General features: G+C 71.2%; 9 protein-coding genes and 2 pseudogenes. 8 read left to right on the forward strand and 3 right to left on the reverse strand.

The features are described from left to right. The 3 genes and pseudogenes from AB0M20_RS07880 to AB0M20_RS07890 all read left to right on the forward strand — a co-directional run. Window positions 1-306: pseudogene (locus AB0M20_RS07880) on the forward strand (hypothetical protein); the annotation flags it as partial. Window position 307: 1 nt separating this feature from the next. Then, on the forward strand, window positions 308-721 hold the full coding sequence (locus AB0M20_RS07885) for a zf-TFIIB domain-containing protein (protein WP_364295528.1): 414 nt from the start codon (window positions 308-310) through the stop codon (window positions 719-721). Next, on the forward strand, window positions 718-969 hold the full coding sequence (locus tag AB0M20_RS07890; protein ID WP_364295531.1) for a hypothetical protein: 252 nt from the start codon (window positions 718-720) through the stop codon (window positions 967-969). The genes AB0M20_RS07885 and AB0M20_RS07890 overlap by 4 nt, the downstream gene beginning before the upstream one ends. A gap of 108 nt (window positions 970-1,077) precedes the next feature. Here AB0M20_RS07890 and AB0M20_RS07895 read toward each other — a convergent pair whose 3' ends face one another. After that, window positions 1,078-2,157: an SUKH-3 domain-containing protein gene (locus tag AB0M20_RS07895; protein ID WP_364295534.1), complete on the reverse strand. Its 1,080-nt coding sequence runs from the start codon at window positions 2,155-2,157 to the stop codon at window positions 1,078-1,080. A 239-nt stretch (window positions 2,158-2,396) separates the two neighbouring features. Here AB0M20_RS07895 and AB0M20_RS07900 point away from each other — a divergent pair, with 239 nt between their 5' ends. Next, entirely contained in the window at window positions 2,397-2,795 is a 399-nt protein-coding gene (locus tag AB0M20_RS07900; protein ID WP_364295537.1) for a YbaB/EbfC family nucleoid-associated protein, read from the forward strand. Next, window positions 2,788-3,120: a hypothetical protein gene (locus AB0M20_RS07905; protein WP_364295540.1), complete on the forward strand. Its 333-nt coding sequence runs from the start codon at window positions 2,788-2,790 to the stop codon at window positions 3,118-3,120. The genes AB0M20_RS07900 and AB0M20_RS07905 overlap by 8 nt, the downstream gene beginning before the upstream one ends. A 64-nt stretch (window positions 3,121-3,184) precedes the next feature. Here the strand turns inward: AB0M20_RS07905 and AB0M20_RS07910 are convergent, their stop codons facing one another. Next, the gene (locus AB0M20_RS07910) at window positions 3,185-3,415 is read right to left on the reverse strand and encodes a hypothetical protein (RefSeq protein ID WP_364295543.1); all 231 of its coding nucleotides are present in this window, start codon (window positions 3,413-3,415) and stop codon (window positions 3,185-3,187) included. Here AB0M20_RS07910 and AB0M20_RS07915 point away from each other — a divergent pair. Both AB0M20_RS07915 and AB0M20_RS07920 read left to right on the forward strand, forming a co-directional pair. Then, the gene (locus tag AB0M20_RS07915) at window positions 3,384-7,238 is read left to right on the forward strand and encodes a toxin glutamine deamidase domain-containing protein (RefSeq protein WP_364295546.1); all 3,855 of its coding nucleotides are present in this window, start codon (window positions 3,384-3,386) and stop codon (window positions 7,236-7,238) included. The genes AB0M20_RS07910 and AB0M20_RS07915 overlap by 32 nt on opposite strands. Continuing rightward, window positions 7,235-7,579 (forward strand): hypothetical protein, encoded by a 345-nt coding sequence (locus AB0M20_RS07920; protein WP_364295549.1) that lies wholly within the window; start codon window positions 7,235-7,237, stop codon window positions 7,577-7,579. Before AB0M20_RS07915 ends, AB0M20_RS07920 begins: the two co-directional genes overlap by 4 nt. Window positions 7,580-7,591: 12 nt before the next feature. Here AB0M20_RS07920 and dnaB read toward each other — a convergent pair whose 3' ends face one another. Then, window positions 7,592-9,004 (reverse strand): replicative DNA helicase, encoded by a 1,413-nt coding sequence (gene dnaB / locus AB0M20_RS07925; protein WP_364295552.1) that lies wholly within the window; start codon window positions 9,002-9,004, stop codon window positions 7,592-7,594. A gap of 574 nt (window positions 9,005-9,578) precedes the next feature. Here dnaB and AB0M20_RS07930 point away from each other — a divergent pair. After that, window positions 9,579-12,825 (forward strand): annotated as a pseudogene (locus AB0M20_RS07930) (hypothetical protein); the annotation flags it as partial.

Below are 12,825 nucleotides of genomic sequence, written 5' to 3' on the forward strand. Positions count from 1 at the left end.
GCGCAGTCGCCGTTCCCCGGACAGCTGATCGCGTCGAACCTGCCGGCCGGGCGGTATGTCGCGGCCGCGCTGCTGGTCGCCGCGGGCGTGACGATCGCGGTGCTGCTGCTGCGTCGCCCGCCGCGCACGGCGGGTGCGGCCGCGCTGTTCTGCGGGTACGGGCTCCTGACCGCGATCCTGCTCATGCCCACCACGCGCTTCGGCTACGTGCTGTATCCCGTAGCGCTGTTGGTCTGGGGTTTCGCCCTCAGCAGACACACAGCTTCGCGCGCCCCGCAACGAGACCGGGCCTTGTACCGTCTGTGAGATGCAGATGACCTGTCCCAAGTGTCATGGCGAGATGCGGACGTACGAACGCAGCGGCGTCACCATCGACCAGTGCACCGAGTGCCGCGGCATCTTCCTCGACCGTGGCGAGCTGGAAAAGATCTTCGAGGCCGAGGCCGCGTTCAACACCCGCCAGGCCCAGGCGGCGCCGCGCCCGCAGCAGGCGCCCCCGCCGGTGCCCGGTGGCGGTTACGCGCCGCCGCCCCCGCCACCCATGCATGGCGGCGGATATGCCGCACCGCCGCCGCCACCCGCTCCCGGCTACGGCTACCCGCCGGCCGCGGCGCACGGTGCGTACGGGCAGGGTGGCGGCTACCACGGCCACTACCGTCAGCGCGGACACCACGGCCACTACCGGCGGAAGAAGAGCTTCCTCAACGAGCTCTTCGATTGACATCGACTCCGTGGGACGCCGCGTCCGCCCTGGACGCGGCGTACTCCGGTGTCACCGAGGTCGTCACCGCCCTCGACGATCATGATCTGCTGCTGCCCTCCGGCGGTCACGCTGACCACGCTCGAGGGCCTGGCCGGGCCGGCGGGTCTGCCGCAGGGCTGAACCGAGCGCGAGAAGCTGCTCAAGGCCGCCGGGGGGCGCCGCTCACCGACACCGAGCAGGCCGCCGGTTATCCGCTGCTCGGTTGACCGGCCGGAAGCTGGTGGGGTGGGTGACCACCGACTGGCCGGCGTGTGGTGGCGGGACCCGGTGCCTGCTTCTGGGGACGTCCGGCATTCGTACCCGTCAGAAGGTCTTCACCAGCTGCCGTCGTCGCGCAGCCGGGCGGCGGGGCCGTCACCCGTCAGCAGGCCCGCCAGCGCCTCGTCGAAGGTCTCACCGACGAACCACTCGCCGGCCTGATCGAGCGCGAACACCCGGCCGCGCTCGTCCATCGCCAGCACGGTGTCGCCGAAATGTTCGACGCCGATCGGGCACAGCGGCACGCCCAGCACTTCAGCCAGGTCGCCGAGCGCCCTGAGCGTGTGTGCCGCCTGCATCGGCACCAACTCGATCCAGCGGACGGCCCGCCGGATGCCCGGGCCGCGCTCGGACGCGATCAAGGTGGGGAAGTCGAGCAGCATCTGCTCGACGGCCGGGAATGTGCTGTGCCCGAATGCCTCGAGCTCCTCGACGCACAATTCCGCCAACGCTTCGCGCGCGACTCGATCCATGTCGTGCCAGCCGCCGCGGAACAGCTTCTGCGTGATGGGTTCGGAAAAGCGGTCCAGCTCGGCGGGCACTCCCACATCCGGGGTGAACGGCGTGATCGGCTGGATCCGGCCCAGCTCAGGCCACGGCAGCACGGCGAAGTCGACCAGCGCCCGCACGCACGATTCGCACGGCCGGTCGACCGGTTGTCCCGCTTGCGGATCGCCCGGCTCGCGCACGTAGAAAGCCTCGAATTCACTGGTACGCAACAGATCGCGCGCATCGCCCAGGGTCAGCGAATCGCCGTGGATGTGCAGCGCATCGGACAGCGCGATCAATTCCGCATGCCGTTCGCAACCGCGCACCCTCTCGCGGGGATCCACATTGTTCAAATGTTGCACAACGAGCGGATGGTGACCGATTTCCTGATCGCCCTTGGCACCCCTCGCCCGGAAGAGCCGCCCGTCCACGGTCAGGTGCACGGCGGTGGTCGGGGCGGGGCGGCGGCGGGCGTTACGCAGCAGCTCGACGGACGGGTCGACGGTGCGGCGCTGGGCGATCAGCGCCGGTTGCCGCTCGCGGTAGAGCTCGGCGACGGTCTCGACGGGCACGCTCGGCCACGTGGTGAGCAGGCCGGTGGCGCGATCGATCAGGGTGCGGCCGCCGTCGCCGGGGATCGGCGTCACGTCCGCCGGCCCGCGGGTCCACACCAGGTAGCCGAGGTCGAACTCGGACACCACGGGCGTGCACGCGTACCCCCGCACCTCTGTCTCGAGGCGCGCCCAGCCCGCGGCGATCTCGTCGGCCTCAGCCCGCGTGATGCTCATAGCGCAGTGAAGTTACCGGACCACGCAAGGTTGCGCGGCCCGGTACTCTCACTCCCGTCTATTTCTCGTTCTGTTTCTCGGTGCGACAGGGAGGTCGGGTGGCGGACCGGGTTGACCGTGACGCGAATCGAGCCTTGCGCGCGCGCTTCGACGACGTGCTCGGGCAGTATCAGCGGCTGCGGTCCGGGTTGGACGATCTTCAGCGGCAGCTGGCCGAGCTGCGGATCAGCGCCACCTCGCGGGACGGCATGGTGACGGCCACCGTCGACGCTCGCGGCCGGCTGGTCGACCTCAAGCTTCATCGAGCTCCGTCCGCCACTGTGGACAAGACGATCTTGACAACGGTGCGGGCCGCGGCTTCGGCTGCCGCCGACCGGGTGCAGGAGCTGATGTCTTCGACGTTGCCGCCCGACTCGGGTGCCGCGGAGTTCGTGCGCGACGGCGACTTCGGCTCGTTGCTGCGTCGCGCCGACTCCCGGATCCCCTCCGATGACTGACGGGGTGCGGCTGGACCCGCAGGTCACCGCGGCCGGTGCGGCCGATCTGTCGTCGGCCGGTCAGGCGCTGATCAATCTGCTCGGCACGACCGGCGCCCAACTCGCCGCCGAGACGCAGGCCCGGCCGTGGGGCGCCGACGAGATCGGGCAGGGCTTCGATCGCGGATACCGGTCCGGTGAGCAGCAGTTTCTCGCCGCGCTGGGCGCGCTCGGCGACTACGTGCGCAAGCTGGGGGAGGAGGTCACGGCCGTCGTCGCGGCCTCCCTCGAGACGGACCACACTTCTTCGGTACGTGTGGAGCGTGCCTATCGGGACCAGGCATGAGTGTGCTGCCCAGCCCGATTCCGCACCCGCTCGACTTCAGCCCGTGGGATCTGCCCGGCTGGGCCTACGAAGCGCTGGAGTGGGTGGTCGGCTTCGACTGGCCCGAGGGCAACGAGGCCACCACCTGGGATGTGGCGGATCGGTGGTTCGACTTCGCGATCGTTCTGGCGTCGTCGAGTGAGGACGCCGCCGAGGCGGCCGCCAAGATCTTGTCCGGGTACGCGGGCGCCGGCGCGGACGCCTTCTCGGCCGCCTTCAACCAGGTGCCGCTGAGCGCGCTGATCGAGGTCGCCAACGAGCTCGGCACGATGGTCGAGGAGTGCGGCTGCGACATCGAGGGCGCCAAGATCGAGGCCTGGATCGAGATCGGGCTCTTCGTGATCGAGCTGATCTCGATGGCGGTGGCGGTCACGCTGACCCTGGGCGCGGCGTCCCCGGCGGCCGGTGGGCTGATCGCGGCGACCCGGCTGATCTTCCAGCAGATCTTCCGCAAGCTGGTGGAGACGCTGAGCCGGAAAGCGTTGAAGCAGCTCGGATCGCGGGCGGTGGCGCAGCTCTCGACGCGGGCCGGGCGGGCGGCGCTGGGACGCGGGGCGTTGCGGGAAGGGCTGGACGAGGGGCGCGAGGAGCTGCTCACCAACGGGTTCATCCAGGGCTACCAGAATGCCGGCGGGCGGCGGGACGGGCTTTCCGTCTCCGAGCTCGGGTTGTCGGCGGCTGCCGGGTTCGGGGGTGGGTTCGCCTCCGGCGGGGCGCAGATCGGGGCCGGCCGGCATGGCTCTTCCGGGATCGTGCGGGGGGCTGCCGGGGAGGTGCTGGGTGAGTTCGGCGGGGCGGCGGTCACCGGGGATCTGCCGTCGGTGGACGGGCTGGCGAAGTCGGCGGCCTCGGGTGGCGTGGGGTCGGCCATGCATGGGGCGGCCGATCTGTCGACGCTGACGCCGGCGATGCCGCCACTCGGCTCGATGCCAGGCCTGGCACCCGCCGCGGCGGGGGTTGACCCGGCCACGTCGGGCGATCCTGCGGTCCTGACCGACCCCGGGGCCTTGACCGACCCCGCGGCCCTGACTGATCCCGCGGCCCTGACCGGCCCCGCGGCCCTGACCGACCCCGCAGCCCTCGCGGGCCCGCCTGCCTTGGCCGGCCCCGCAGCCCTGGCCGACCCGGTAGCCTCGGCCGAGCCCGCAGCCCTGGCCAGCCCGGCTGCCTTGGCCGATTCCACAGGTGGGGCCGATTCCTCCGCCTCCGGCGGACCGGCCGCATTTACCGACCCCGCCGACTTGGATGGCCGGTTTGTCTCGGGCGATGTGGTTGCCTCGGACGGTCGCGTTGCTCTGGCCGAGCCGGCTGTCGCTGCCGCCTCGACCGATGCAGGCCGGGGCGGTGACGCCGCATCGGCGACCGGGCCTGGTCTCGATCGCAGCGGTAACACCGCGGTTGATGTCGGTTCGGCCGAGCCTGCCAGCCACGCAGCCCCGGCGCCTCAGCGGGCTTCCGTCGACGGCGGCTCAACTTCGGTCGGCGCCGAGCCGGCCGTTTCTTCGGACGTCACAGTTTCCGCGCATCACCCCGCCTCGCCCGACGGTCCGGTGCGGACGGATCTGGCCGGATCGTCGGCGCCGTCGCCGACGGGCGCTGCCTCGGATCCTTCGCCTGGCCTCAGCTCTGTGCACACCACTCCGGCACCGGTCACGAGTCAGCCTGTTGACCCGCCGAGGCCCGGCATCCCCGACCCGACCGGGTCATCGGCCTGGTCCACGCCACCCGGTTCGTCACCTTCGCCACAGACCCGTTCACCACTGCCGGACGTGGCCACACCGAGGACCATCCCTTCGGGGCCGGACACTCCGCCGTCACGTATCCCGGCCGATGCCGGACCTTCGCGCACCATGCACGACGGCGCGCCGCGGCCCGACCTCGCCGCGCCGGACACCGATACGCCCCGAACGTCCTCAAACGCCGCACCGCCACGCACGCCGCCGGATGCCCCTCCCGCACGTACCTCGCCGGAGGCCGGTCCACAGCGGGCACCCGCCCACAGCCCGCGGCGTGACACCGACCAGCCAGCGGAGCGCTCGGATCTGGACCTGATCGCCGCCGCGCTCGGCCCGAGCGCGCCGCCGCCTGCGCGCACCCCGCCGCCGAAGGACCCGGACGCGCAGGAGGTCGAGGCCTACTTCGGCTATCAGCGGCACGCGCGCAGCAACTTCGAGAGCAACCGGCGCGAGGATGAGTCGGCGAGCCTGCGCCGGCGGGCCGTTCAGCAACATGCCTCCGCCTCGGCGTTGACCGCGCAGGTCGCGCAGGCTCATCAGGACGGGTTCACGCTACGCAGGGACGCCCTGCGCGCCGCCATGCGACATGCGATCGCGCGTTCCGAGGCCTACGACAGGCAGGCCGACCAGGTCGCGGTCGGCGAGTTGCCCCCGGACGTGGTCGAGGTATGGGGCCAGGACTGGACGCGGATCAACGACGACGTCGGGAACCTGGTCGCGGGCGGGGTCGAGACGGATGACACGTCGCGGCTCACCGGCGGGGATCGTCCACTCGCGGTCAACCGGAGCCGGCCCTATGACGTGCGGGGCGGGTTGCGGCGGCCGTTGGGCGTACACCAGAAAGACCTGGAGCGGGCAATGCCGCGCGACGGCGACGGCCGGGTGCAGCGCAGGGCCGACCCGCGCGAGGGCTCGTGGTTCGGCCTGGCCAACGACGGCGGCCCGGAGGCCGACCCGACCAGGGGCATCAACTGCGTGGACGGCGTGCTGTCCCTGTTCGACACATATGTGCACGGCCGCCCGAGGGTGTCGGCCCCGAGAACGTTCGACTCGTACGCCTGGGGTGACCCGACCCGCCCGCTGGGCCCGGAACAGGGCGGAATCGACCGCATCCAGCACGTGGCGCAGGGCCACTTCGCGGCGTTGACGCCGCCGAATCCGGCCGACCCAAAACGGGCGGTGGACGACGCGATGCACCGCCTGATGCGCCACCTGGGTTCGCTGGAACACGGGGCGTTCGCGTTCATCGTGACGCAGTCGGCGGGAGGCGACGCCCACGCCTGGGCGGCGGTCAACCAGAACGGAACAATCCTGTTCCTCGACCCGCAGACGAGGCAGATAGCGGAGGACTTCCCGCTGTACCGCCACACCGGCGCCCCGTCACTATCCAATGTGGTGTCGGTAGACGCGCTGGTCACCGACCCGGACGGCAACTACGCAAGCCCACCCGGCCACGAGTCCACCCACCCGGGCAACCCACCCGACCCCACCGGACCGGACTCAGGTGAGGTGGACAACGAAACCCCGGCACTGGCACGTGAACGAGCCGCGCTGGCGGCGCTGAGCGCTGACCAAAGGGACTTGCTTGCCAGCGATGACGCACTTTGTCAGGAGCGTGCTGCCGGCGCGCTCGAGGATCTGCGAAGAGTGGCGAAGGCTATAAGTTCTCCGGGCGGCGCCGAGAACGTCGAGGTCTTCGGCACCGAGCATCGCGTCAAGCGCGCCGGGTCGATTGCCCGCGCATACCTCGAGGCCAGTGCGACTACGAACATCGAGTTGCAGGCCTTTCTAGCAACAATGAAGGATCGCGTCCGCTTCTCGATGCAGCTTCCGGAAGATGAATATGCCACGGCGGCCAGGAAGGCGCTCGAGAAATTCACCGAGCGCGGCTATCGGGTCGAAGACATCCTCAGCTTCTGGGGCCACGGCGGCCGCCACAACGGCCTGAACGTCACTTTGTCGGACCGGTCCGCGATGTTGATCGAAGTTCAGTTGCACACTGAACTTTCTCGGCAAGCCGGAGCGGCGACGCACGGGTACTACGAGATCCTCCGGGAACCCGGTTTCGACTTCAGAGAGCGAGTCGACGCATTCCTGTCGATCCTCAAGACCAACAAGGACTTGAACCTGGACGAGCACCAGCCAGACGGCATCGAATCGGTCGGCAGAGTCCGAACGAAGGACACCACCTTCGATCGCTTCGTCCGCCAACATCCGGGGTTGTGGTTGGACTATCTTGACGAGCTTGAAGCCCAGGGCGAAACCTTTGACGACGTGTTGTCTCGACACGGCCTGACGCCCGGTGAGGCGTTCACGAAAGGCACGGGCAAGGAGACAACATGACGGACCAAGGTTTTGGTTACCTGGCGATCCTGGACGTCGAGGGGTCCGGACGACCCACGAGCATTGCCGCCTACCTTCAGTCCGCTCGGGGGCCTGTGCAGGGCGTGATCTGGAACGTCCCGCTTCGGCGATGGACATTCAGGCCGTCGATCGTCGCCAAGTTTCTCTTCGATGACGACTATGAAGATCGTGGGCCAGCGATCGGCCGCGATGAGGCCGATGCCCTTGCCGCGGAGCTCGGGACTCGCCTGCCGACAGAGGCGGAACTGAGGGCAATCTGCGCCGACGGTCTGAGCCGATGGGACCGCAAAAAAGATCCCGACGGTCTTTTCATCGACTGACCGAGAACCGCCCTAGACGATGGCCATGTCGACGAAGCGGGACAAGTGCAGCTGCGCTGCCACCGTTACCGTGTCTGTCGGGCCGTTTCGGTGCTTGGCCACGATGAAGTCGGCCTCCCCGGCTCGCGGGCTTTCCTTGTCGTAGTAGTCGTCTCGGTGCAACAAGATCACCACGTCGGCGTCCTGCTCGATCGAGCCCGACTCTCGCAGGTCGGACAGCTGCGGGCGTTTGTCCGTGCGCTGTTCCGGGCCACGGTTCAGCTGACTCACCGCGATCACCGGGCACTCGACCTCCTTGGCCAGCAGCTTCAGGCCTCGGGACAGGTCGGCGACCTCCTGCTGCCGGCTCTCGGTGCGTTTCGGCGACGTCATCAGCTGCAGATAGTCGACCACGATCAGCTTCAGGTCGTGTCTCTGCTTGAGGCGGCGCGCCTTCGCCCGGATCTCCATCAGGTTCATGCTCGGGGTGTCGTCGACGAAGATCGGCGCCTCGCTGATCTCGCCCATGCGGCGGGCCAGTTTCGTCCAGTCGTCGTCGGACAGCTGGCCCGAGCGCAGCACGTGCAGCGGCACGCGGGCCTCGGCGGACAGCAACCGCATGACGATCTCGATCTTGCTCATTTCGAGCGAGAAGATGGCGCTGGCGCAGTTGGACCGGATCGCCGCGTTGCGCGCGAAGTCCATGCTGGCCGTCGACTTACCCAGACCGGGACGGCCCGCCACGATGATCAGCTGGCCGGCGTGCAGGCCGTTGAGCAGCCGGTCGAGGTCGGAGAACCCGGTCGGCACGCCGGTCATCATGCCGCCCGTGGCGCCGACCGCCTCGATCTCGTCGAGGGTCGGCTGCAGCATGTCGGCGAGCACCGCGAAGTCCTCGCTCACCCGGCGCTCGGTGACGTCGTACACGGCCTGTTGCGCGAGGTCGACGACGTCGTCCACGTCGCGGCCGCCCATGCCGCCGGTGCCGTACCCCAGCTGCACGATCTTGGTGCCCGCCTCGACCAGGCGGCGCAGCACCGCGCGCTCCGACACGATGCGGGCGTAATACGAGGCGTTGGCCGCGGTCGGCACGCTCTCGATCAGCGTGTGGAGATAGGGCACGCCACCGATGCGCTGCAGGTCACCCGAGTCGGCCAGCGCGGCCGCCACCGTCACGCCGTCGGCCGGCTCGCCGCGCCCGTACAGGTCGAGAATGCAATCGAAGACGGTCGCGTGCATGGGCCGATAGAAGTCGTGGCTCTTCAAGATCTCCACGACGTCGGCGATCGCGTCCTTGGACAGCAACATGCCGCCCAGCACGCTCTGCTCGGCCGCCAGATCCTGCGGCGGCGACCGGTCGAAGCCACCGCCGCCGCCCTCGGGTGGCCGGCTGCTCGGCGGGGCCTGTGGGCGAGACTCGGGCCGTGCGTCGTCCGTGATCGACACCGGATCTCCCTCCACTGGAACCTCGACCGAAGACCGCGCCCCCGGCGTCGTCCTGATCAACCGTCGCCGTGTCGATCAAACAACCCGGGTACGACACTTTTGGCTGACAACGGCCCCGAATCGCGGAACTAATTCCGGCGGGGAACCGCACGACGGGCCGCAGCAGCATACGAAGCACGCGGTGACCTGCCCAACTGACGCGGTGGACGAGTCTCGGGACAACCTGTGGACATCCCGCCCGCAGCTGTGTGCAGCCCTGTGCACAGCCTGTGTATAACTGCTGGGGATGACGCCGGACGTGCCTTGACGAGCAGGCATTTTGCTGTCCTCACCGTGTGGACGGAGAAAACATCGTGAGGACGGGCCAAAACTGCCCCGCGTGACCAAGCCGTCGCTTCTGGGCGTTGCGGTTCGGCCTGCCAGCGGTCACGCTTTTCAGGTGGACCAACGGGATTGGGACTATGGTGCCCGCCTGCCGCGCGATAGCCGCGCCCAGGAGTCCTGGTCTACCCCTGATGGTCCGGAATCTACCGATAATTCGAGCACCTGGAGTCCAGTCACCGACACGGGAAGTATGCAGCCGATCCCCGAGGCGGTTGCCTGGGCTGAGCGCGCTGACGCGTGGGCGAGCACCCCGGACGAGGGACAGGGCGGCCAGGTCGAGCGCAGCCGTTGGTCGGACGCGGCAGCGACCGGTCGCCCGGCTTTTCCCGAGGACGGCGTCGGCTGGCGCACCGAGACCGCCGAGTGGCGCGCGGCCGAGCAAACGGCCCGCTGGCGGCAGACGACCGAGTGGCGTTCGTCGACCGGCTCTCACGGCTGGCGGTCGACCACCGAGGCGTGGCACACCGGGGCCGGCGCCGAGAACCTCCTGACCCAGGCCGAGGCACAGACCGGTCAACCCCTGGCAATCACGGGTACGGCGTGGTCGAGCACCCAGGGTGACGACGCCGCGCAGACCGACCAGTCGGACACGACCCGCACGTGGCGGACGTCCGATGGCGAGGGCACGACGTCGTGGCACCGTTTCACGGGAAACGCCGAGTCCGCCGCCGACCAGCGCCCGGCCTGGCAGCAGTTCGCCGCGCCGCCGGGTGCCCCCGCCTGGCAGTCGACCGAGCGGCCGAGCGCGACGCCGGGTGGGTCCTGGCAGCAGTTGGTCGATCCGGCGCAGCCTTACGCTCCGCCGGCCAACGATTCCCCCGCCTATGGTTCCCCGGCCTACGATCCCCCGGCCTACGACCCACCGGCTCAGCGCCGCCCCGCCTGGGATGCGCCGGTCTCCGGTCCGGTCGCTGGCGCCGCGATGCCGGGCGTCGACTTCGGCGCACGGTCCGGCGCTTACGACCCCAGCCGTCATCTGGTTCGTGAGGACGACCGCGACCGCTGGCGCCGGGAGTCCGGGTTCGGCGAGGGCAACGCCGACGGCGGGCGGCGGGCGGCTGATGCAGGGTCAAGAGCTGCGGGGGGTACGGGCTGGAGCACGCGCTCCGACTCGGACAACTGGGCCGGGCACACCGACACCGGCAGCTTGCAGTTCGACGCGACGGCGCTGACCAACCCGGCCGAGACGCCGAGCTGGCGTACCCCTCAACAACCTACCGACTGGCGCAGCGACGCCGGTCCCACCGGCAGCGCGTCGGCGCCGCCGTCCTGGCGCACCGATCCCAGCGCGCCGCGGCACGTGTCGGCGGCCCCGGCATGGAACCCCGACGAGCCCGACATTCCGGCGCGGCGTGGTGACGACGCGGCGGGCGGCGACTGGCGCAGTGACGACGCCCGCACCTGGGGTAACGACGACCGCCGCACCAGTGGCGCCGCAGCAGCGGGCTGGCGCACGGACGACACATCCGCCGAACCATGGCGCCGCGGCGACCAGGAAGCGGGTCGCGGTGCGGAAGGCCGGCGCAGTGACCCGGGCGGCGACTGGCGTGGCCAGCCCGGGACCAACGGCTGGGGCGGTCAATCCGCCGGAGGCGGCCAGGCAGGTGCCAACGGCTGGGGCAGTCAGCCAGACGCCGCCCAGGGCGGGGTCAACGGCTGGGGTGCTCAGCCCGGCCCTGGCCAGGCCGGGGTCAACGGGTGGGGCGGTCAGCCCGACGCCGGCCAGCCCGGAGTCAACGGGTGGGGCGGTCAGCCCGACGCCGGCCAGCCCGAAGTCAACGGCTGGGGCTGGCGCCCCGACGCCGGCCAGCCCGGAGTCAACGAGTGGGGCGGTCAGCCCGGCACGGACGGCCGGCCCGCGGGCAACGGCTGGGCCGGCACGGAGGGCCAGGCCGGAGCCAATGGTTGGCGTGGCCGCCCTGACGCGGACGGCGCTGATGGCTGGAGCGGGCGGCCCGACGCGGGAGCGCAGCCAGGTCCGATGGGGTGGACCGGTTCGGCCGGCGGGGCGCCCGACAGCAACGGTTGGGGCGAGTCGGCCGACGGCAACAGGTGGAGCGGTCGTTCTCGGACCGATGGTCCGGCAGCTGCGAACGGATGGGGCGACCCGGCCGGAGCCGGCAGCACCGGTTGGAGCAGCACACCGCGGTCGGGCGGGCCTACCGGCAATGCGTCGGGCGGCCCTGTCGCGGGCGGCAGCGCCGCGGGTTGGAGCAGTACACCCGGCTCTGGCGAACCTATCGGCAACGCGTCGGGCGGCCCTGTCGCGGGCGGCAGCGTCGCCGGTTGGAGCAGTACACCCGGCTCGGGCACACCCGGCTCGGGCCGACCTACCGGCAACGGGTGGGGCGCGGCCGGTGCGGATGGCGAGCCCGGCCGCAACGGCTGGAACGGCGCTGCAGGAGGAAACGGCCAAGCCGGAATCGACGGCCCCGGTGGGTGGAGCCCCCGGCAAGGTCCGGGTGGAGCCGAAGGCAACGCGTGGAGCGACCAGCCCGCGCCGAACGGCCGACCCGGCCGTAACGGATGGGGTGGCCGCTCCGGAGCTGACACCCCCGACGGATGGAGCAGCGGATCCGGCCCCGGCGGTCAGCCCGGCGTCAACGGGTGGAGCGGTCGGCCCGGTGCCGAAGAGCAGCCCGGCGTCAACGGGTGGAGCGGTCGGCCCGGTGCCGAGGAGCAGGCCGGCGTCAACGGATGGGGCGGCGCGGACGGCCGAACCGGGCCCAACGGCTGGGGTGGCCGGGCGGGCGCGAACGGCCAGCCTGGAGTCGACGGCCCCGATGGGTGGAGCAGCAGGCCCGGCACGGGAGCGCAGCCCGGAGTCAACGGCTGGAGCAGCGGGCCCGGCACGGAGGACCGCGGCGATTGGCGCGGCGGGCCCGGCGCGGACGGCGGCCAGGACTGGCGCGGCCGGGCCGACGCTGACGGCGGCGGCCGGCGCGGGCAGCCTGGTATGGGAGGCGGCCCGGACTGGCGCGGGCAGCCCGGCACCGGCGGTTGGGGTGGCGATGAAGGCGGCGGCCGGCGGCGTGGCTTCGGTGGGGCCACCGCCCGGCCCATAGCCGCCATCGGCTCGCGCCCGGCGGAGCCGCCCACCGACCCCTGGCGTGACCCCGCCGGCGACAACGGCCACGGCGAAGCGAGTGTGAACGGCTGGCAAGGCCGCCCCGCCGGCGGGCCTGGCGAGTCCGAACAGGACGATCGGGACGGTGGCCGGCGTCGGCGGGCCTACGAGGAGCCGTCGACCCGGCGGGTCAACGGTGCTGCCGCCGCGATCGGCTGGCGCCCGGAGGAACCCCCGACCGAGTCGTGGCGCCGCGATGACGATGCCGACGGCCGGCGCGGCGAGCCGGGCGGGCCCGGGTGGCGCGGACGGCCGGGCACGGAGGACCTGCCGGGAGGCCGGCGCGGCGCGGCCACCGCGGACGACGGGC

The organism is Actinoplanes sp. NPDC051633 (assembly GCF_040681735.1).
Taxonomy (GTDB): Bacteria; Actinomycetota; Actinomycetes; order Mycobacteriales; family Micromonosporaceae; genus Actinoplanes.

What these genes read in the sequence shown, in the direction of transcription:
- AB0M20_RS07885 (WP_364295528.1), top strand. Translation starts at nt 308, where the DNA reads ATGCAGATGACCTGTCCCAAGTGTCATGGCGAGATGCGGACGTACGAA.
- AB0M20_RS07920 (WP_364295549.1), top strand. Translation starts at nt 7,235, where the DNA reads ATGACGGACCAAGGTTTTGGTTACCTGGCGATCCTGGACGTCGAGGGG.
- AB0M20_RS07905 (WP_364295540.1), top strand. Translation starts at nt 2,788, where the DNA reads ATGACTGACGGGGTGCGGCTGGACCCGCAGGTCACCGCGGCCGGTGCG.